This window comes from Aeromonas sp. TW 6 (genome assembly GCF_013168745.1).
In the GTDB taxonomy this organism is placed as follows: domain Bacteria; phylum Pseudomonadota; class Gammaproteobacteria; order Enterobacterales; family Aeromonadaceae; genus Aeromonas; species Aeromonas caviae.
This window is the reverse complement of record NZ_JABERS010000065.1, coordinates 1-20,912: the sequence shown is the minus strand read 5'-3', so window position 1 is coordinate 20,912 and position 20,912 is coordinate 1. Positions and strand designations below refer to the sequence as shown.

Below are 20,912 nucleotides of genomic sequence, written 5' to 3'. Positions count from 1 at the left end.
CTTTCTATTGCAAGCCCCGCTGGATAAAGGCTGGAGGAAGATCGACTGGACACAGCCTTGCCCCCTCAACTCAAATCCAATTTATGAATAATCAGTCAAAAAAGTGCTTATCTGAACAGCATTGCGCACATTGGCGGGGTCTTTGTTACAACCGGGATGGCACCAGGCAGAGGGCGCTCAGCCGCGTTTGGCCTGCTTTTGCGCAATGGCGTCGGCGACGTCGGCCGGGTCCAGCACAATCCCTTCCTGATCCGGCGTCGGGAACACGGCCACGCAGAGATCATCCTGCTCCATGCCGTCCACCCAGCGATCCAGCCACACTTTGAGGGTGATGGATTGCGGCTTGCACTCGGCCCACTCCCCTTCGGCCCAGGCCTTGGCGTAGTCGGGATGCGGCCATACCGGGATGCAATCTTCCTCTTCGGTCGTCAGCATCATGACGCCGTGTTCGTCGGTCAGGACAAACAGCTCTTCGTGCTCGACCAGCTTGCTGATGAAGTGATCAAAGCGGTAATCGGCGTTCAGTTGCAGCGCGGCATTGCGCTCGGTGTCGCTAAGTTCATAGCTCATCGGTCAAGTCTCTCGTTCAATAAAGGGCGACATGTTCACATCTTGCCGACCCCTTGTCCAGCAGGAGTAATGGGTCATCCGTCTTTCCATCGCCTCACCCCAGCTCGGGGGTCAACAGCCGGAGTCCCGCGGTCTCACCCAGTCGCTCCCTCAGCCAATAGGCGGACTCCACTTCCACAAAGCAGAGCTGATCCCGCCCCGCAGCGACCCCCACCATGATCTGCTCAAGCCGTGCTTGCTGGGCGGCACTCCAGGCAGCAACCAGCTTGCCGCCATGGGCCTCGTCCACCACCTCGCGGCGCAGCTCGAACAGGTTATCGGTGATCGGGCTGTTTATCTTGCTCGGGTGGCGCCAGTACATCTGCAGGTTGTCCAGCATCTCCTCATCGTAACTTGCCAGCGCATCGAGCTCCGGCGTCTCTTTGCTCTGGGCCGCGAATTCACACCAGCCTGCCGACAAGGTAGCCAGACTCTGGGTATCCTTGCCATGCTGGCGAAGGGTTGTCACGTCTTCCCCGCGAATGGCCGGCAGCCAGAGATCTCCTTGATGTTTCGCCAGGAGAGGGAGCAGCAAGGAGGGAGCATAAACTGGAAAACGGGGACCCAGAGAGTGCAGCAGAGAGACCAGAGTAACAGTGATCATGAGACGCGCCTTGAACAAGATGACCTGGCATCACGCCTGGTCATGAGGGTGAACGAGGGTGCCATTCTAGCATGTTTGCCTTGCTGGGGGCGTTTGCGTCCAGCCGGGCCGGTGATAGATAGCGTCCAAAAAAGCAGCGTTTGAACCAGAGCGGCCCCGATAAAGGCCAATTGTTTGAGCCAGCGCCCACTAAAGAGGCACCGGGGATGCTAGGTTGCATACATCTTTAGCGTAAGGAGTGCATCCATGAGTGGGATCAACCAGGTTTCTGACGATTTTGTGAATGAGCTGAAAATACTGGCGTGTTTTGATCCGGCCAACATGAGCCTGGGGATCAAGCTGCGCAGCGACATGTCGGAAGCGCTTTGCCAGGCGGCAGCGCGCCTGCACAGCCAGGGCCTGATCACCGCGGCAGATGGCGGCTATCTGACCCCTTTCGGCATGACCATGCTGGAGCATCTCCAACACCTGCTGGTTGCACTCAAGCCGAATTGAGCGGTTGTGGTGCCCAGAGCGAGAAGTTGAGCAACTCCCAGCGCTCTCCTTGTCGCAGTAGACAAGCAAACAGCAAAGGACCTTCGGGTCCTTTTATCTTGCCATCGACCAGCCACTCTCCCGCCCGTTTTGGCACCGGCTGTACCCTGATCTCATCGGGTTTCACCGCGTTTCCCAGGCGAACATGTACAAACTGTTGACACACGGACACGGCATCATTCACCGCAGGATCCGGCGTTGGCGTGCTGGCCTGACCGGTCAACGCCACGGTCAGCAAGAGGGAGGAGAGCAGGGTCATGACGCGTATTGAGAAGCCATGAAAACAAAAAGCCGTGGCACCAGAGGTACCACGGCTTTCTTAAATTCTGCAAGAATTACAGAGCAGTTACGTTCTCAGCCTGCGGGCCTTTTTGACCTTGGGTCACAGAGAACTGTACGCGCTGACCTTCAGCCAGGGTACGGAAGCCGTTACCTTGGATGGCGCTGAAGTGAACGAAAACGTCCGGGCCGTTTTCTTGCTGGATGAAGCCAAAACCTTTGGTTTCGTTGAAAAACTTAACGGTACCGGTGATCATGTTAGACATATCTTTAAACCTGTATTCAAAATAATTACTTATGCTTTTCAGCGGGTAAAGCTCAAAAAACGGGATTACTTATGAACAACAGGAAAAGATGTAAAACATCATATTCATTGACATAACTATCGCCCTTTCAAGCTGGTTGAGATTATACGTGCCTTTGTCGATTACGCAAACAAATTTGTACCCCGCCAGCGGCGGGGTACGGCGGTTTAGACCTGTGCCGACTCCAGTGCCTGAACCAGGGCTTTGAGGAAGCGAGCAGCCTCTCCACCGGTGCAGGCTCTGTGGTCAAACGTCATCGACAGGGGAAGTGCACGCACCGGGCGCGCCTCGCCGTGGATGAACACCACCTTCTCGAACAACTTGCCCGCTCCTATGATGGCCACCTGGGGTGGCGTGACGATGGGGCTGGCGTAACGGCCAGCGATGGCGCCAAAGTTGGTGAGGGTGATGGTTGCCCCCTGCAGCATTTCCCGCGGCACGGCACGAGCCTTCACATCGGCGATCATCCGATCCAGCCCCTGCCGTATGTCAGCCGGGTCCCGCTCTGCCACGTTCTCCATCACGGGCACATAGAGCCCATGCTTGGAGTCGACCGCGATGGCCACATTGACCTCCCTGAACAGACGCCGCGACAGGGTCTCTCCGTCAAACCACGCATTCATGGAGGGTTCGGCCCGACACGCCACGCCGATCGCCTTGATGAGGCGCACCGTCACATCTTCATCCGGGCGCCAGTGGCGCAAGTCCACTTCGTCGGTGATGCTTACCGGCACCACAGTCCGGTGCGAGAGCTCCATCGCCTTGGCCATGGCCCGGCGCGAGCCTTTCAGGAATTCGTTGCCGCTCTCCTGCTGGGCCTCGAACGCCTGTTGCACATCCTGCTCGGTCACCATGCCAGCGCTGCCGGTTCCCTTGACCTTGTCGATGTCCAGCCCCAGTTTTTGCGCCAGCAGACGGACCGCTGGCATGGCTTGCACCAGCGTGCCGCCGGGCGCCATGGCCCCCACCACGAAATGATCCTCGATATGCTGCTGATGGGCGCTGACCTTGCCAACGACGGTGCCGTCATCCTCTCCCCCTTCAAACTCCACCAGCGGTGCCCCGATGTGGAGGATGTCCCCCTCCTGCCCGCACAATCTGGCGATGACCCCGGACACCGGCGAGGGCACATCCACCAGCGCCTTGGCCGTCTCCACCGACAGCAGCACCTGATCTACCTGCACCGTATCACCGGCGCTCACCTTCCACTCGACGATCTCGGCCTCGGCCAGTCCTTCGCCCAGATCCGGCAATTTGAAAAATTTCATGACCTGCTCTCCCTCTGCTGGGACATCACCAAACATTGACAGACACCATGGAGCCCAGTGGCCCAGGCACTTGCGCATCCGTACCTGTCGCGCGTCATAGCCACTGGTTCTCCATCAGTTGCCGAGCCGCCTGCGCGATCTCCTGCTCGGTGATGAGGTAATACTCCTCGTTGCGATAGTAGGGGACGGCGGCATCCACGCCGGTGAGGCGTCTTGGCGGCGCCTTGAGGGCAGTCATCGCCTCTTCGGTCACCTGGGACACGATTTCGGCACCCACCCCGAAACTGCCACAGGCTTCGTGTACCACCAGCAGCCTCCCGGTCTTGCGTACCGAGGTCAGGATGCTCTCCATATCCAGGGGTTTGATGGTGGCAAGATCCAGCACCTCGCACTGGATGTCCTGCTCCGCCAGCAGGTGCGCCGCGCGCATGACTTCCTGGATGCAGGCTCCCCAGGCCACCACAGTGATGTCCCGGCCGGGACGCAGGGTGAAGCAGACATCCAGCGGCAGGCCGATGCCGTCATCCACCACATCCGACTTCATGGAGCGATAGATGCGATCCGGCTCGAAGAACATCACGGGATCCGGGTCCCGAATGGCCGACAGCAGCAGGCCGTAAGCCCGCTTCGGGCTCGAAGGGATAACGACCCGCAGCCCGGGGATATGGGCAAACAGGGCCTCGACGCTCTCGCTGTGGTGCTCGGGTGAATGGATGCCGGCACCATAGGGGGAGCGGTAGACGATTGGACAGGTGACGCGGCCACGGGTCCGGTTTCGCATCCGCGCCGCCTGGCAGATGATCTGCTCCATGCCCGGGAAGATGAAGCCCTGGAACTGGAATTCGGCCACGGGTTTGAGCCCCTGGGTCGCCATGCCCACCGCCACACCGGCGATGAGTCCTTCGGCCAGCGGCGTATCGATGACCCGCTTGAACCCGAATTTATCGCGAAGTCCCACGGTGGCGCGAAACACACCGCCGTTGACCCCCACATCCTCCCCCAGTACCACCACATCAGGATCGCGTGCCATCTCGTGGTGCAACGCCAGATTGATCGCTTCGAGCAGCGTGATATCGCTCATAGTCCCTCCCCGCTCTGCTGCATACCCTTGGCGATGATGCGCTGGCGCTGGGCAAGATAGGCCTTCGGCAGCTCGGCAAACTGGTAATCGAGCAGGGTCTCCGGCGCCTGGGGCGTGATGGCCTCGTAGGCGGCAACGGCGCGTTCCACTTCCCGGCCCGCCTCTGCCAGCAGCGCCTGTTCCTGCTGCTCGTCCCACCAGCCCCGTTCAAACATGAACTGGCGCAGCCGCTTGACCGGTTCCCTGGCCCAGGCCGCTTCCACCTCGGCGCCGTCACGATAGCGAGTCGCATCATCGGCGGTGGTGTGATCCCCGAGCCGGTAGCTGACGGCTTCGATGAGCGTCGGCCCCTTGCCGCTGCGAGCCCGCTCGACGGCGGCGCGGGTCGCCTCATAGACCGCCACCACGTCATTGCCGTCCACCTGAAGGCTGCGCACCCCGGCTCCTATGCCCTTCTGGGCCAGAGTGGGCGCGCTCGACTGCAACTTGCGCGGCACCGAGATGGCCCACTGGTTGTTGTTGATGATCATCACCATGGGGAGATGCCAGACACCGGCACAGTTGAGCCCCTCGAGGAAGTCTCCCTTGGAGGTGCCGCCATCGCCGATGGTCACCACGGCGACCCTGGGCTGGTTGCGCAGCTTGAAGGCGGCCGCGATGCCGGCAGCATGGGTGATCTGGGTGGCGATGGGAACGCAGATGGGCAAGTCTTCCGACAACTCGCCATCGGCCTTGTAGAAGATACTGCCCCGTTCATCGCCGCCCCAATACTGCAGGTTCTGCTCCATGGGCACGCCCCTCACGTAGAGAGTGGGCATGTCCCGGTAGTAGGGCACATAGACATCCTCTGGCTGCATGGCGAGCCCGACCCCGATCCCCACCGCTTCCGCCCCGAGATGGGAGGGAAAAGTGCCGAGTTTGCCGGTTCGCTGCAGTGCTATCGCTTTCTTGTCGTAACTGCGCACCATCACCATGTTGCGGTAGAAGGTGTGCAGCATCGCCTTGTCCAGCCAGGTCGGCAGTGTCGCGACCGGGCGCCCCTCCTCATCGAGGTAACGAAGGAAGGGGATGTCGACATGGGTCATAACTGGCTCCTTGCCGTTGTCAGCGTCACCACCATGAGGTGACATTTAAAATGTAAACAACATGTTAACTAAAGGGCAACGAGATTCATCCAGGTAAGACCAGTAGAAACTTCTTTTATTTTCGAAGGTAATCGGAATTTTCGGCGAGCAGAAACAAAGAAGGGAGCCTGTTCAGGCTCCCTGTCATATCGAGTTCGGGATCACGCCCATCACCGCCATGCTGCTTGCCACCGCCCGTGGCGCAGGATCAGCATGACAAAAAGGCATCAATTCACTCCCACAAACGGGTGGGTACCACCAGCAGCATGGTGCGCTGTCCGATGGCCACGTTGGCGTTGGGGAAGACCACCGCCTCCCGCGGTTTCTCTACCCTGTATTGCCGATCCCCATCTTCTGCCAGCACAAAACCCTGGGGAAATTCGGTGAAATTGTCCACATCGCTGGCAAACAGGAAGCGGAACTGCTCCGACTGCTTGTTGATCACCCGATCTATTGCAAAAAGGGTGAAGTCATCGGCTCGCCATGGCTCGAGGGCCACCTCATCCCGGGTCACCAGCTCCTGCAATGTCTGGCGCACCTCGATGAAGCGGGTCATGTCGTTTTCACCGAAGGGCCGCACCTTGCCCAGCTCCACCGTAAAGGCATGGGCGCCGTGCTGGTGCGAGCTGTAATAGCTGAAGGTGGTGGTCGGGCCGCTCGAGAGCAGTATGGTGCGCACGCCGCAGGCACCGAGGAAACGTACCTGCTCCTTGCAGTGGGGACGTTCGTGGGGGAAGGGATAGACGGCAAACTTCTCGTGGCGCGAGCCGCGAATGGCGGTATGGAGATCGTAGTGGTAACGGGGCCTGGCCGAGTCGGCAAAGAAGCGGCTCACATACTGCTCCAGACGCATGGCGCGGATGCGCTCCCGGTTGCACAGCCCCTCCCCCTTGCTGTGGGCGCCCGAGAAGAGGCGGTTCATGTTCTCTTCCACCTCCCTCACCCCCTGGTTCATGGCGGCGGGGTTGCCAAAGAGGAAGAGCACCCGGTGACGAACCTTGAGCTCCTCTGCGAGCAACCGGGTCAGCAACTGGTTGCAGATCTCGATGGGGGCTGTCTCGTTGCCGTGGATGCCGCAGGAGAGGACGATGTCCTTGTGCCCGGGTTGCCCCGCCTCGGAAGCGGGTTCCAGGCAGATCACGCCGGTATCCCACACGCTCACCCGGGTACCGTCGGTCAGATTGAAGGCGAAAGGCTCGAGCTGCCACTCATGGCGGCGCGTCAGGGCCAAAAAGTCATGCTGGGGAATCATCCGTCTCACCCTTTAGTCTGGAATGCCATGGCCGGATTATACGCAAGGCAACCGAGCTTAAAATCAGTTTTTAAACAAATTCAAACAGTAAGGATACAAAAGTGGCGAGAATGAGTGACAACTCATGCAACAGGATCAAGCGGGGGGAAACACGGAAGAGGGAAAGCGGTGAACGGGTATCGGCAGGTGAAGACAGCATGTCTTCGGCAGACAGGCGGGCAGCATGCCCCTGGGATCAGCAGAAAAACAAGGCATCCATGCCCGGCTGATCAACCACGCCAGAACGGCTTGGTGGTCTCTTGATAGCGGTCGGCTTCGTTCAGACCGATGTCCTTGAGCAGGTAGGCGGGCAGCTCGGAGAGCTGGCGACGGCTGCGGCTGCGTTCCAGCCAGGTCAGGACGGTCATCTTGACGCGAGCAACCAGATTCGATTCGCTGGAATGCTGGTAACCGGCTTCGGTATAAGTCATGTTGGCCATGATATGGCTCCTCTCTCTAGTTCTGCGCAAGGCTCGGATTTGATGCGCAAAGCTTAGTCAGGGCGGGGAGGTGCCTCAATTGACGAATTTTGATACATGACATTAGTAAAAGTAATGGTTGATATCGCCAGGGCAATAACCATAACCATATGATTTTAAAATGAAATAATGCTGAAACTTTCCCCCTGGCAGCCTGGCAGCATTTTCTCCTGCGCCACCCACTTCTAACTATGCACTTTCCCACGCTAGCTATGCACGGCACGACGACGAGTCAGCAGGGTGCAAACTCTCGGCCACCAGGTTTTGTTAACAAATAGATCGCAACAAGATCGTTATTTAACAAAAAGATACGAACAGGCAACCTGAACCGGATGCCCCCATGTCACCCCCATCGTCAGGGTGGCACCGGACACTTGGCACCCTGCCATCATACTGGTATGGTTATTTATACAGTGGTTTATCATGCTGCCTCCCCACACTGCCGCAATATCATGCTGAACAGGGGAGCGGCACACACACAGGATCTGCCGATGGACACCTTTACCCCCACCGCCGCCCTGCGTCAACAGATGGCCCTGCTGGAGGCGTCGCTGGCACGTCTTGCCAGGCAACTGGGCCAGCTCGAGCTGCTGGAGGCTCATGTCTATCCCCTCCCGGCCGTGGCCCAGGGGGAAGAGCATGAGCCCATCGAGGCCATCGAGGTGGGCTATCTCTCGGGCGAGGCGGCCCTGGCTGCCACCCTCGCCGCCTTTCAGGACCACAGCGCCCGCCCCGGCTGCTCCACCAAGGCGACCCACCGTCTGCCCGGCTGGCTGCGCTTTCCTGCCGCCAGCGCCAGGGAGCTGGCCCCCGTCATCGAGGAGATCAACGCGCACAAGCTCGCCTTCAAGGCCATGGTGCAGGCGGCGGGCGGGCGGGACGAGAAGTTCGAGCTGGTGCACGGCGCCCTGCCCGGTGTCATCACCCTGCAGGTCTATCGCAAGCTGACCTGGCTTCAGGGGGATCTGCATTCGCTGGGCTTCACCTGGGCCGACAAGCAGAGCATCAGCCGCCTCAGCCGGGAGCAGGTACTGGAGATGCTGGAGCGCAGCCGCCGGTATGTACCGGCGCTCTTTGACAACGAAGAGTGGAGCAAGATGGTGGATCAGGAGGTATACGACATTCGCCGCCTGCCGGCGGATGTCGCCCTGCGGATCCGCAGGCCGGTCAAGACCCACCCCATGATCAACCTGCTCTGGCAGGACCGGGAGCCCCGCAAGCAGCAGATCAAGGCGAGCCTTCCCCTGCTGCTCTGCTCCGATACCCAGCCGGCCGTCACCCATCTGGGCCACTACCCGCCCAAGCTGCGCCAGGCACGCCGGGATCGCAAGATTGGCGGTGACCCCATCATAGAGCGGCTGCACCTCTACCTCTATCAGGGGTAGTGCAGGCTCGGCACCGCCACAAACGACAAGGGGAGCATCACGGATGCTCCCCTTGTCACATCGAGCGACAGCCCATCGCCGTCAGCTCATCAGCAGTGCCCGCAGGCTCTCCACATCCAGCCCCTTCACCTCGGACTGGCCGCTCAGGAGGCCGTCGGCCAGTGCCCGCTTCTCGTCGTGCAGCGCCACTATCTTCTCCTCTACCGTCTGCTCGCACACCAGGCGATAGACGGTCACCGGCTGGGTCTGGCCCATGCGGTGCGCCCGATCGCTCGCCTGATCCTCCACCGCCGGGTTCCACCAGGGATCGAGGTGCAGCACGGTGTCGGCCTGGGTCAGGTTGAGGCCCGTGCCCCCCGCCTTGAGGCTGATGAGGAAGAGCGGCACCGCTTCGTGGCGAAAACGCAGGATGGACTCCTGACGGGACTTGGCCGAGCAGCCCCCATCCAGATAGCAGTAGTCCCACTGCCGCTGTTCGATACGGCTGCGCAGCAGGCTCAGCAGATCGACAAACTGGCTGAACACCAGCACCCGGTGGCCACCATCGATGGCTTCGTCCAGCAGCGCCATCGCCTCGTCCAGCTTGCTGCTGGTCTGGGACCACTCCGGCATCACCAGCTGGGGGGAGCAGCAGAGTCGGCGCAGCCGGGTCAGGCCGCTCAGCACATGCATCAGGGCACGGCCATCGGCACTTTGCACCTGCTGCACCACCTCGCGCCGGGCCGCCTCGTAGAGCTGACGCTCCTCGGGGGAGAGGCTGATGTGATGGATGATCTCGGTCTTGTCCGGCAGCTCCGTCAGCACCTGTTGCTTGAGGCGGCGCAGGATGAAGGGGCTGATCACCGCCCGCAGCATCGCCATGTGCTGGGGATCCTTGACCGCCTTGCCAAAGCGGCGCTTGAACTCCCCGAGGCTCCCGAGCAGGCCGGGATTGATGAAGCTGAACAGGCTCCACAGCTCCCCCAGATGGTTCTCGATGGGTGTGCCGGAGAGGGCGAGGCGAAAATCCCCGTCGAGCTGGAACAGCAGCTTGGCGCGCTGGGTACCGGCATTCTTGATCTGCTGTGCCTCGTCCAGCACCATGCTCGACCAGCGGCGGGACTTGAGCGCCTGGGAGAGACTGCCGAGCATGCCGTAGTTGACCAGGACGATCTGTCCGGCCCTGGCCCCCTGGATCAGGGTCTCCCGCTCGGCGGGATGGTCGAACACCACCACCTCGAGCTCGGGGGCAAAGCGGGCCACCTCCTCCTGCCAGTTGGTGACCACTGACTTGGGCACCACCACCAGCGCCGGGCCCAGGTGCTGACGCATGCGCAGCACAATGAGGGCCTGCAAGGTCTTGCCCAGGCCCATGTCATCGGCCAGACAGGCGCCGAAGCCGTGATGGGCCAGGGTCGCCATCCAGCGTACCCCCTCCTTCTGATAGTCCCGCAGCGCCGTCAGCAGCTCGGGGGGACAGCTCACCTCCTGCTGCCACTCCTGCTGGAGATTCTGCCAGGCGGCATCCCCCTCGGTGGTGATGACGGAGAGCAGGCGGGCCAGCGGATAGGCCAGCTTGTTGTTGATGCGCTGCTCGTTGTCCAGCATGGCGCCGAGCACGGTGAGGCGATCCACCAGCTTGTCGCTCAACATCAGGCTGGTCTTCTCATCGAGCTGCACCGTGCGCTGGCCCGGGGTCAGCTGGCGCAGGATGAGGCGAAGATCGAGGATCTGGTGCTCGTCCAGCGAGAGCGCGCCCTCCACCTGGAACCAGTCCTGACGCCGCTCGATGCGCAGGCTCAGAGCCGCCTCATCAAGGCTCTTGAGGCGGGCGCTGTCCTGGTGCCAGTGCACTACCACACCGGCGTCCACCAGCTCGGGCAGGGCGTTGACCAGGGTGAGCGCCTGCTCCCCGTCCAGCTTCCACTCGTTGCCGGGCAGGCCGATGGGCAACTGGTTGCGAAGGCGTTGGGCATCGTCCTTCTCGGCAGCCAGATCCCGCTGCCAGTAGTGATACTCCCGGATACCCTGGCGCACGATGGCCTCCCCCTTGCCCAGAGGCAAGGGAGGCAGGTCCCCCTCCCGGGTCACCAGCTGAACCACGAGCTGCCCCTCCTGCCAGTCGAGCAGGACGGAGGGAACGCCGGGCCAGGGGGCCAGCTCGGCGTTGCCTCTGAGCCCCGCCACCTGGCTGTGCCAGGGGAGATCGGGGATCGCATCCAGCGTGCGTTGCAGCTCCTCGAGCCCGGCCGGCGGCAATGCCGGAATGGCCTCCAGGGCCGGTAATCTGTCCAGCAGCGCCTGCGGTGTCAGAATAAGCTGCCACAAATCCTGAGCCAGGGGGACGATGTGCGCACCGCGGGCGGCGGGAGCAGGATGTAGTCTGGCGCTCATGCCCTCCCCGCTCTGTACCAGTTGCAGCAGGGGGGCGCTGACGGCCAGTTGCAGCTTCTGCCCCTTGGCATTGAAGAGGCGAGGATGGTTTGCCAGGGGCACCCAGGCATCCCGGGGCAGCTTGCCCATGTTGCGCGGCAGGGTGCGCACCAGTGCCCAGTCAGCTTCGTCCAGCAGGCTGGCGTACTGGGTGGAAAGCAGGGCCGGATCGACCCTTCGCCCGGCGGTCCACTCCCCCTTGGTGCTCTGCTTCTGGATCTTGCACTCAAGCTCAGGCCCCTCCGCGTGGAGCAGCCAGACCAGCCGCTCCCGAGGCTTGCGCACCCCGCTCGAGCGTCCCAATCCCTGCAGCCAGTTGAGCCAGCTTGCCGAGGCGGGGGCCTTGCCTTCCCCCTCGGTGGCATCCTCTTCCTCTCCTTGAGCAGGACGCAACGCGCGCAGGGGCCAATGGGCGGCCTCCCGGCCCAGCAGGAGTCGCAGCAGATCCTGGCAGAAGGCCATCAGTCGATGCCGGGGCTCGGCGTCCAGCACGTGGGAGAGGTCCCACTTGTGCAAGATGGTCACCTGGGGGCTCTGCTCGCCGTGGCGCGCCAGGGCGCAGAGATCGAGCCAGAGGTAACCCCAGTGGAGCTCCTCCAGCGGCAGTTGCAGGGTATCGAACAGGCCGACCGCCTGGCCGTGGCGATCTCCGGCCCACTGCCCCAGCAGATCGGCCAGCAGGGGGGAGTGATGGCCCAGACTGCGCTGCCACTTCTTGCGCTGCTCGCTCCCCTGCACCGGATCTGCCTGTTGCAACCAGCCGAGCCAGAGCAGGGCGCTGAACATCCGGGGCCAGGGCGACGCCTCTTGCCCCTGCCACTGGCCAAGCGCCCCCAGCAGCCGCTCGGCCAGGGGTTGCTCATCCCCCTGCTGCGCCAGTTGTTGCAGTGCAGGCCAGTGAGTGGTTACCTCGCCGCCAAAGGAACCGCAGAGCCACTCCCATTCTCGGGCGCGAGCCTGGATCTGGCCAGAGAGCGCCGGGGAGCAGGAGGCGACCAGCGTTGCCAGCGGCCAGCCCTCGTCAGGCTCTGCGTCAAGCAGAGCCTGCAGGGCGAAGTGTTCGAGCAGCAGGGCCTGCCAGGCGGGGCTGGAGCCTGCCAGCAGGCGGGGAGCATCGGGGAGATCCAGGAGGCTCAGGAGTTCGGCACTCTGGTAATAGGCCGGGATCTGCCCCGCGTCTCCCAGACAGAGCTCGCGCACCACCTCCTGTGCCCGCTCCAGGCCCGTGACCGAGGGGATGCGGGACCACTGCGGCATGGGGCACTCCCCCGCACGCACCGCCAGGATCAGGGTCAGGGTTCCCTCTGCCGTCAGACTCCACTGCTGCTCCGTTCGTTGACGGACAAGCCCCCACTGCTGCAACTGATCGAGGGTGTCGAGCAGCGCACGCCCGGGTGCGCCCGGGGCAAAGAGGGTGTCTTGCAGGTAACGAGTGCTGGCGGCGCGCTGCAATTGCAGCTCGCACAGCAGGGCATGGCAATCTGAAGAGAGGGTGAAGGCTGACATCAGAACTCACGGGCAAGTGCAAAGGCGGAATTTTAACGGGAAAGCGGCGGCGGCTCGACCCTTAAGCGCGAAATAGTGCAAAAAAGCTGGCGCCTTTGATGGGTACGCGAGCGACAAGGCTGACAGGGCACTCGCCCCTGCCACCGGGCAACGGGCCGCAGGAGGGGCGCGGTCATCAAAAAAGGCGCCGCAGCGCCTTCTGGAAACAGATTGTTGGCTCAGCCTTCCAGCCGGGCCAGACGGGCTTCCAGCCCCTGCAACTGCCCCTTGAGGTGCTCGACCTCTTCTTCGAGCGCCGCCAGTCTGTCTGCCGCCGGTGACACAAGGTTGCCAGCGGGCGCCGTGTCGGCCAGCGCCTGCAGATCCACCTCGCCACTGAACAGGTGCGCGTAGCGGGATTCCCGCTTGCCCGGCTCACGGGGCAGCTTCACCACATAGGGCCCCCGTTCGATGAGGGTGGCCAGCACCGCATCCACCTCGGTCACATCGTCAAAGCTGCACAGCCGGTTGGTGCGCGAACGCAGCTCACCCGGGGTCTGCGGGCCACGCAGCAAGAGTTCGCAGATAATGCCGAGCTCCTGGGCCGAGAACTTCAGCTCACCGAACTCGGTATTGCAGAAACGATGCTGATAACGGGGCACCCTGGCGTTGAAACCGGCGGTATTGACCACCAGACGGCGGCGGATCAGCTCGTCGATGACGGCGCGAATATCCAGCTCGGCGAGCTCCAGCACGGGTTCCCGGTTGCTCTTCTGGTTGCAGGCATTGACCAGTGCATTGAGCGAGAGAGGGTACTGATCCGGCGTGCAGATCTCTTTCTCAATCAGGCAGCCGATCACGCGGGCCTCTAATGGGCCTAGTACTATCTCCATGTCATACTCCCTTGCCAAACAAGACGTTAAGACGGTTATCTTAACCAAGGCGCTTGCGCCGTCCAGCAGATAACCCCATTTTTGCGAGCCGATGAAACCCTTGCTGCAACCTTGTACAGCAAAACGGCCGCGGTGCGCAGGCGAGGTGAAGGGATGGCCGGGAACCTCTTTGGCAACCAGCCCCCTCCCCCTTCAACGAGGCGGGCAAAAAAACCATCACGGCCGCAAAGGCGGCCGTGATGGTGGACAGATTGAAACGCCCCTCACGAAGAGGGCTTGCGCTCCAGGGTCGCGGCCACCTTTCTTGCGGCCGACACGGTGAGCAAAGGCTCACCCGGATAGAGCATCAGGGCGCTTGCCCGCAGGTTGTCCGCCTCCGCCGTGCGCCCCAGGGCATTGAGGGCGATCACCATGTTGGCGTAGATGTTGGCCCTCGGGGTATGGCGCACGAAGGCCTGTCCCCAGTCGAGGTAGGCTTCAAGCTCCGCCTTGTTATTGGCCTGCAGACCGACCATGAGGCGCACCGCGTTCACGTCGAACTCCACCCGGGTCAGCCAGGCCATGGGGTTGACGATGTCGAGCAGGAGCGCAGGCTGCTTGTAACCGCCCCGCTCATACTTGGTCACCACCCAGGCGGTATGCAGGGCGGTCAGCATGAAGGGGATGACGATCAGGGGAATGGCGATGGCCATGAAGCGCAGCAGCAACCAGGGGCGGCACAGATGGTCGCGCCAGTTACCGTGGCCTTGCTCCTCCACCTCCGCATCCATCGCATACAGGAGCAGCAGCAGCGCCCACCACAGGGCGATGGCGTGGTAGAAGGGGTACTCGGTCTGGGTGTGCAGCAAGATGGGGGTCACCAGCGCAAACAAGGCGGCGCCCTTGACCCAGCCCGCCCGGCTCAAACGCCACAGCAGGGCCCCGCCCATCAGCACCATGCCCAGCATGGGTGCCAGACCCCCTTCAACCGCCCAGTAGAGAAACTCGTTGTGGGGGTGATCCAGGTTGTACTCGATCTGCACCATGGCCGGGTTCAGCGCCTTGTCGGCCATGTAGTGATGGAGAAACACCGACTCGAAGCTGCCATAGCCCCAACCGGTCCAGGGCATCTGGGCAATCAGCTTGGCGGCGTAGGGCCAGTAGATGGAGCGCATGCCGCCGGACTGGTAGATCTCCAGCCCTCGTCTGGCTCCGGCCATCAGGTATTGCGAGGCCAGCCCGAGCAGAATGCCCAGGGCCACCAGCGCGAGCATCCTGCCCAGCCGCCGCTCACGACCCAGCTGGGCAGACAGCAGCAAGAGAGCCATCACGCCGCCCAGTTGCCCGACCCGTGATTGCAGGACCACCAGCAGCAGGGAAGTGGCCAGGATCACCCCATAGCGCAGCCCCTTGAGCCAGGGGTTGGCATCACCGCGCAGCTCCAGCCAGATGGCCAGTGACAGGCCGGTCGCCATGAAGCTCGCCATCACGTTGGGTTGCTGGAAGATGCCATAGGGGCGGTTGGTCTGGGTGTCGTACCCAATCCAGTTGCCCGGCACCAGCAGGTAATACTGCACCAGGCCGAGCAGCGCCTCGATGGCAACGGCCCCCAGCAGCAGATAGAGCAGCCTGTCTCGCGCCTCGCGGTCGAATCGCCACTGATAGAGGCTTGCCAGAAACAGCAGGCCGGCAAACAGCCCCAGCAGCCGGGGAATGGCATAGTCCTTGAGCTCGGCTCCCGGATAGGCCATGGGCAGCAACAACAAGATGCCCCCCAGCCACTGGGCAGTCAGCAGCGGCGAGACCACCAGTCGCTGGCTGAGGGTCACATGCCACAGCCCCAGGGCCATCACCAGGCTGGCGAAGATCCAGCCCCAGGCATTGAACGGCAGATAGAGCCCTGCCCCGCCTGGGTTGTGCATGAAAAAATGCATGCCAAGCAACCAGTAAAGGAGGCTGACAACCCCCAATATCCCTGTCGTCGACGTCACCGTCACTGCTCCCTGTTGTGTCATGCTCATGCTCGTTTTCTTCCGACACGCCATACATGAAGGGGGGCAAAGCCCCCCTTGTTCACTTCAGTCATCCTTGTGCCGATTCCGGTCGGCGAAACGCATGGCGCACCAGCACGATGCCCACCCCCAGCATGACACCGAGCAGGGTGGCCAGCACCACGACCAAGGGGCGCTTGGGCTTGTCACGGCTCTGGGGTTCGTCGGGTGCGTCTAGATAGGAAAATGGACGAAAATCAATCCCCTCCAGAGAGATGCGCTTCAAGCGATCCATCTGTGCCTGCAACTTCTGCAACTCGGGTTGATAGACTGACAAATCAAGGGACTTCAGCAAGGCCAGCTTTTCTTCCAGTCCCTTGGACCCGAGCAAGATGGAGAAACGTTCCTGACTGCTAGTCCGTACCAACGGCGTACTCACACCAGCAGCCTTGGCCACGCGGTTGGCAAGCGCGACCTCGGAGATCTCCTGCTGCAGCGCACGCTTGGCCTCTTCCTGCATCACGGTGTAGCGTGTATTCATCTCTCCCAGTTGCAAATCACGCTGTGCACCTAGGCGCTCGATCAATTTCTGCTGTTGCAACTTGACGATGTAACCGACATATCCTTCCAGCATCTCCAGTGACGTTTCAGCAGCTGGGGCCGCAAATGTAATTGAAATCCCCGGCTCTTCTCCCTTCTTATCTACAGGTTTAGCTGTCGCCAGATTGGCCCAGTCACGCAGCCAACGTCTTTGAGCCTTGGCATCCAAAGCTGATTCCTCTATCTGCTCAGCAAACAGCGGGCTGTCTTTCAGGTAATCCCGACGGTTTTCATAAGCGTTGAACTCTTGTACAAATTCCTGATAGATACTTTTCCCGTCTGGAAACCCTGTGAGCCCCAGTGCAGAGGCTTGTACCGATATCTTATTCATCGGTAGCAAATCTTCCGGCTTGGGCTCCGCAATCACCGCCTTGGCGGACCACTGTTGGGGAGCGGTTAACGCATAACCTACACCCACAGCGGCGAATAACACCGTAATCAGCAGAATTAGCACCTTCCCACGCCACAACACCAGGATCAGCTCACGCAGATCGATTTCATCACCGGAAGAGGCTTGCCAACCCTGGGGCAACTGACTGTCTGAATTATCGAATACTTGTTTGTTCATATCGGGCTCTGAAGATGAGGTGATTGCCAGAGAGGGGCGTGACGGTCTTTCTCCGACAAGCGTAATGGCACATTGTCCATGAGGGGCCACTCAATAGCCAGTGTCGGATCCGACCAGTGAAGGGAGGCTTCCAGCTCGGGAGCGTAATAATCGGTGCATTTGTAAAGCACCTGGGCCCATTCGCTCTGAACATAAAAACCGTGGGCAAAACCTGGCGGGATCCAGAGGGAGGCTCCCTCCTCGGCCGAGAGCGACACCCCCACCCACTGGCCCAGGGTCGGGCTCCCGGCGCGCACGTCGACGGCCACGTCGAAGATGGTGCCTGCCAGCACCTGTATCAGCTTGCCCTGGGGCCGTTGGCGCTGATAATGCAGCCCCCGTAGTGTCCCTTGTCGGGAACGACTCAGATTGTCCTGAACGAAGCAAAAATCACCGCATCTGCGGGTGAAGAGATCGTGGCGAAACAGCTCCATGAAGTCGCCCCGCTCATCTGGATGACGCTGGTGGCGGATCTGGATAACATCCGGAATCTTCAATGAAATAAAGTGCATAGGTGTTTTCTTTGGAATAATGGGCAAGGATATATCACCCAATGGAGTGCCTTATCAATCCCAATCGGGGTGCATTTTGCCAAAGGGCTCTTGCAACAGACGCAACAGATAGGCGCCATACCCGCTTTTTGCCAGTGGCTGTGCCAGTGACGCCAGCGCCTCGTCAGAGATCCAGCCCTGGCGCCAGGCGATCTCCTCCGGAGCGGCCACCTTGAGCCCCTGGCGTTTCTCCAGGGTCTGGATGAAGCTGCTCGCCTCCTGCAGACTGTCATGGGTCCCGGTATCCAGCCAGGCAGCACCACGCCCCATGAAACAGACCTCCAGACTTTGCTGTGCCAGATAATGGAGATTGACATCGGTGATTTCGAGCTCTCCCCGTGACGAAGGGCGCAGGCCCCGGGCAATCTCGCTTGCCGTGGCATCGTAGAAATAGATGCCCGTCACCGCATATTGACTGGCAGGAGATGCCGGCTTCTCGACGATCGACTCGACCCGCCCCTCACCGTCGAACCCCAGCACACCGTAACGTTCGGGATCCTGTACATGATAGGCAAACAAGGTGGCGCCTTGCGTCTTGGCGCTCGCGCGCTGCAATTGGCGAGGCAGCTCGGTGCCATAGAAGATGTTGTCCCCCAGAATGAGGCAGCAGGGGTTGCCGGCCAGAAAGGGTTCGGCAATGAGCAGCGCCTGCGCCAGCCCGGCAGGCTCTTCCTGCACCGCGTAGCTGAAATGCATCCCCCACTGGCTGCCATCCCCCAGCAGCAACTCGAAGCGGGACAGATCCAGCGGCGTGCTGATGATGAGAATCTCACGGATACCCGCCTGCATCAGGGTTAAAAGGGGGTAATAGATCATGGGCTTGTCATAGACCGGCAGCAGTTGCTTGCTGATGGCCAGCGTCGCCGGATAGAGACGGGTGGCGGATCCCCCGGCCAGGATGATGCCTTTACGCTGGTGCATGGAACACCTCCAGAGGAGAACAGAGAGCCATCAAGACACGCGTCACGTCATTCACCTTCACACTGACTGGCAAGCCAGCGGCTCATCAGCCCTTCCCAGGCCGGGATCTGGATCCCGAACACAGTGGCAAACCGTCGACAATCGAGCCTGGAGTTGAATGGCCGACGGGCTGCCTGGGGCCAGTTTGCAGATGGAATGGGTTTTATCGGAACGGGCTGCGCCAGCAGACCAAGCCGACAGCCTTCCTCAACCAGGGCCGATGCAAAGCCATGCCAGCTCGTCTCGCCTGCGGGGCAGAGATGATAGAGGCTGCCCTTGTCTGGCGCCTTCACAACCTGTGTCAACGCCAGGAGAACGGACGTTGCCAGCCAGTCCACCTGGGTCGGCGCCCCCCACTGATCCGCCACCACCTCAAGGGGCCGGCCCTCGTTGACACGGCGCAAGATGGCTCGGGCGAAGTGTGCCCCTTCCCCACCATAAACCCAGCTGGTGCGCACGATCAGATGATGGGGACACAGCCCCTGAATGGCCTGCTCTCCGGCCAGCTTGCTGGCACCGTAGACATTGAGCGGGGCAGGCACATCCACCTCGCGCCAGGGAGCACTGCCGGAGCCATCGAACACATAGTCGGTGGAAAAATGCACCAACAGCGCCCCCCTGGCACCGGCTTCTCGGGCAAGCAGTGCGACGGCCTGATGATTGATGCGCTCTGCCAGCTCGGGCTGGCTCTGTGCGAGATCGACTGCCGTATAGGCCGCACCGTTGAGGATGACATCAGGCTGATGGCGGTTCAGGGCGCAGATCAGCGCACCGGGGTCGGTGATGTCACACTCCTCCCTGCCAAGGGCCGTCACCTGCCAATGGGGATAATCCCGGCAAAGGGCAGAAAAAAGGGCTCGTCCCAACTGGCCACGAGCCCCCAGCAACAAGATACGCATCGGGATTACCGCGCGCCAAAACCGGTCAGGATGGTGCGGATGGTCTTGAACACGATGAGCACATCCAGCCAGAGGGAGAAGTGCTTGATGTAGTAAAAATCGTGTTCGATCTTGATGCGGGTATCATCGGCATCAGCGGCATAACCGTGGACCACCTGCGCCCAGCCACTGATCCCGGGCCGCACGATGTGACGGTACATGTAGAACGGGATCTCCCGTTCGAACTGATCGACGAACGTGCGCTGCTCCGGTCTTGGCCCAATCAGGCTCATGTCCCCTTTAAGGACGTTGAAGAACTGCGGCAGCTCGTCGATGCGCAGCTTGCGGATCACCTTGCCCACCCGGGTGACGCGCATGTCACCGTCCTGGGCAAACTGGGCGCCGGCTTTTTCCGAATCCTTGCACATGCTGCGGAACTTGTAGATGCGAAAATCCTTGTTCCCCTTCCCGACCCGGTTTTGCAGGAACATAACGGGGCCCGGACTCTCCAGCTTGATGAGGATCGCCGTCACCAGCATCAGGGGGGAGAACAGCGGGATCGCGATCAACGCGGCCAGAATGTCCATTCCCCGTTTGATGAAGGCATAGACGGGGGACGGCAAGAGGGAACCAAGCTGGTTCTCGTGCAGATGATCGATTTTCACGCGCCCGGTCAAGGTCTCGCTGATCTGCTTGATGTGGTAGACGGGGATATGCGCCAGGGCGCAGCGCGCCAGGAAACGCTCCCACTCACCCGCCAGCTTCTCATCCCGAAGGTCTGCCACCACGGCGTCATAACGCACAGCCCCGAGATCGGGTTTGTCCAGCAGACGCCACTGCACACACTCGTGCCGGGTCAGGGCCTGATAGTCCCCAAAGGGCAGCAAGGCGTATTTGGGGGTCCGGTAACGGCGGCCAATGAAGTAGGCGAGCCAGCAGCAAAGCAAGGCAACCAGATACGACTCGAACAATACCTGGCGGCTGTAAGGCAGGCGCAGGAAGAAGAGAATGCCGACCAGGGCACCATAGAGGGTGGTCACCGTGGGGATCATATAGGCCACGGGACTTGCGCCCGGATAGCGCAGGAAGCGATGCAGCACAATCCCGGTCAGCAGAAACGCCACAAAGGCACCGCTCAGGGTATTGATCCGGACGGCATCGAGGTGATGCCAAAACTCCAGGCCCCATCGCTCAATGGCAGGCAGACAGACCGCCAGCAAGGCTCCAAAGAAAAACAAGGAGGGGGGGCTGAATAATACACGCTCATACCAGCGTGAATGACGGCGTTGGTAGCTCAATGGAGGCCTCAAAGTAAATAACTGATCCCAATAGTGCTACACCTTCGCTGTGCCATAGCCATTCCCCGGGAAAGGAGACACGGTATCCATGAAGTGTTTCACTCGAGCCAGCAGGTTGGCCATCCCTCTGCATTGATGATTGCGCGTGATGGTTTCATGCAACTTGTGCCACAGCCGTTCTATGTGATTAACCCAAGGGCTGTAAACTGGCTGGAACACCAGGCAGAACTTGGGATTCTTCTTCAACCATCGCTCGGTCTGTTTGCTTTTGTGAATGATGTAGTTATCGAGGATCAACG

The 20,912-nt window shown here is 61.2% G+C and carries 20 protein-coding genes; 2 read left to right on the top strand and 18 right to left on the bottom strand.

Going from position 1 to position 20,912, the window contains the following annotated elements; all coding sequences use genetic code 11:
• Positions 1–177: 177 nt before the first annotated feature.
• Positions 178–570 carry a DUF2750 domain-containing protein gene (locus HKD46_RS19840; RefSeq protein ID WP_010675308.1) on the bottom strand — a complete coding sequence of 131 codons (393 nt, stop codon included), beginning with the start codon at positions 568–570 and terminating at the stop codon, positions 178–180.
• A 94-nt stretch (positions 571–664) separates the two neighbouring features.
• A complete protein-coding gene (locus HKD46_RS19835) occupies positions 665–1,213 on the bottom strand; it encodes a hypothetical protein (protein ID WP_103260430.1) in 549 nt (182 codons plus the stop codon).
• A 246-nt stretch (positions 1,214–1,459) separates the two neighbouring features.
• On the opposite strand from HKD46_RS19835, the gene HKD46_RS19830 reads away from it, so the two are divergent.
• On the top strand, positions 1,460–1,708 hold the full coding sequence (locus tag HKD46_RS19830) for a TIGR02647 family protein (RefSeq protein WP_010675310.1): 249 nt from the start codon (positions 1,460–1,462) through the stop codon (positions 1,706–1,708).
• On the opposite strand, the gene HKD46_RS19825 is transcribed toward HKD46_RS19830, so the two are convergent.
• The 7 genes from HKD46_RS19825 to HKD46_RS19795 all read right to left on the bottom strand — a co-directional run bounded on the left by HKD46_RS19825 (position 1,695) and on the right by HKD46_RS19795 (position 7,535).
• Positions 1,695–2,006 carry a hypothetical protein gene (locus tag HKD46_RS19825; RefSeq protein WP_111736037.1) on the bottom strand — a complete coding sequence of 104 codons (312 nt, stop codon included), beginning with the start codon at positions 2,004–2,006 and terminating at the stop codon, positions 1,695–1,697. The two genes, HKD46_RS19830 and HKD46_RS19825, sit on opposite strands and share 14 nt — an antisense overlap.
• A gap of 76 nt (positions 2,007–2,082) precedes the next feature.
• Complete coding sequence (locus tag HKD46_RS19820) at positions 2,083–2,292, bottom strand: cold-shock protein (protein WP_005302803.1); 210 nt, start codon at positions 2,290–2,292, stop codon at positions 2,083–2,085.
• A 206-nt stretch (positions 2,293–2,498) separates the two neighbouring features.
• Complete coding sequence (locus tag HKD46_RS19815; RefSeq protein ID WP_171865862.1) at positions 2,499–3,599, bottom strand: dihydrolipoamide acetyltransferase family protein; 1,101 nt, start codon at positions 3,597–3,599, stop codon at positions 2,499–2,501.
• 94 nt (positions 3,600–3,693) lie between these two features.
• A complete protein-coding gene (locus HKD46_RS19810; protein WP_041214863.1) occupies positions 3,694–4,680 on the bottom strand; it encodes an alpha-ketoacid dehydrogenase subunit beta in 987 nt (328 codons plus the stop codon).
• Positions 4,677–5,765, bottom strand: coding sequence for a pyruvate dehydrogenase (acetyl-transferring) E1 component subunit alpha (pdhA, locus tag HKD46_RS19805; RefSeq protein WP_171865861.1), 1,089 nt, complete (start codon positions 5,763–5,765; stop codon positions 4,677–4,679). Before pdhA ends, HKD46_RS19810 begins: the two co-directional genes overlap by 4 nt.
• A gap of 271 nt (positions 5,766–6,036) precedes the next feature.
• Complete coding sequence (astE, locus tag HKD46_RS19800) at positions 6,037–7,056, bottom strand: succinylglutamate desuccinylase (protein ID WP_010675315.1); 1,020 nt, start codon at positions 7,054–7,056, stop codon at positions 6,037–6,039.
• Between the two features lie 269 nt (positions 7,057–7,325).
• Positions 7,326–7,535, bottom strand: coding sequence for a DUF1127 domain-containing protein (locus tag HKD46_RS19795; RefSeq protein WP_010675316.1), 210 nt, complete (start codon positions 7,533–7,535; stop codon positions 7,326–7,328).
• Between the two features lie 530 nt (positions 7,536–8,065).
• Here HKD46_RS19795 and HKD46_RS19790 point away from each other — a divergent pair.
• The gene (locus tag HKD46_RS19790; protein ID WP_171865860.1) at positions 8,066–8,959 is read left to right on the top strand and encodes a DNA replication terminus site-binding protein; all 894 of its coding nucleotides are present in this window, start codon (positions 8,066–8,068) and stop codon (positions 8,957–8,959) included.
• A gap of 81 nt (positions 8,960–9,040) precedes the next feature.
• On the opposite strand, the gene HKD46_RS19785 is transcribed toward HKD46_RS19790, so the two are convergent.
• The 9 genes from HKD46_RS19785 to HKD46_RS19745 all read right to left on the bottom strand — a co-directional run.
• Positions 9,041–12,877 (bottom strand): DEAD/DEAH box helicase, encoded by a 3,837-nt coding sequence (locus tag HKD46_RS19785; protein WP_171865859.1) that lies wholly within the window; start codon positions 12,875–12,877, stop codon positions 9,041–9,043.
• A 218-nt stretch (positions 12,878–13,095) separates the two neighbouring features.
• Positions 13,096–13,749, bottom strand: coding sequence for a YceH family protein (locus tag HKD46_RS19780; RefSeq protein WP_171865858.1), 654 nt, complete (start codon positions 13,747–13,749; stop codon positions 13,096–13,098).
• A gap of 263 nt (positions 13,750–14,012) precedes the next feature.
• Positions 14,013–15,650 (bottom strand): Wzy polymerase domain-containing protein, encoded by a 1,638-nt coding sequence (locus HKD46_RS19775; RefSeq protein WP_409240932.1) that lies wholly within the window; start codon positions 15,648–15,650, stop codon positions 14,013–14,015.
• A 160-nt stretch (positions 15,651–15,810) separates the two neighbouring features.
• Complete coding sequence (locus HKD46_RS19770) at positions 15,811–16,887, bottom strand: LPS O-antigen chain length determinant protein WzzB (protein ID WP_171865857.1); 1,077 nt, start codon at positions 16,885–16,887, stop codon at positions 15,811–15,813.
• Positions 16,884–17,438 (bottom strand): dTDP-4-dehydrorhamnose 3,5-epimerase, encoded by a 555-nt coding sequence (rfbC, locus tag HKD46_RS19765; RefSeq protein ID WP_171865856.1) that lies wholly within the window; start codon positions 17,436–17,438, stop codon positions 16,884–16,886. The genes HKD46_RS19770 and rfbC overlap by 4 nt, the downstream gene beginning before the upstream one ends.
• A 54-nt stretch (positions 17,439–17,492) precedes the next feature.
• A complete protein-coding gene (gene rfbA, locus HKD46_RS19760) occupies positions 17,493–18,398 on the bottom strand; it encodes a glucose-1-phosphate thymidylyltransferase RfbA (protein WP_161470515.1) in 906 nt (301 codons plus the stop codon).
• A 47-nt stretch (positions 18,399–18,445) separates the two neighbouring features.
• Positions 18,446–19,336, bottom strand: coding sequence for a dTDP-4-dehydrorhamnose reductase (rfbD, locus tag HKD46_RS19755; protein WP_161470514.1), 891 nt, complete (start codon positions 19,334–19,336; stop codon positions 18,446–18,448).
• A 5-nt stretch (positions 19,337–19,341) separates the two neighbouring features.
• On the bottom strand, positions 19,342–20,439 hold the full coding sequence (locus HKD46_RS19750) for a sugar transferase (protein ID WP_231959439.1): 1,098 nt from the start codon (positions 20,437–20,439) through the stop codon (positions 19,342–19,344).
• A gap of 210 nt (positions 20,440–20,649) precedes the next feature.
• Positions 20,650–20,912 (bottom strand): transposase (locus tag HKD46_RS19745; RefSeq protein WP_171865435.1); only part of this gene is annotated, 263 nt, incomplete at its 5' end.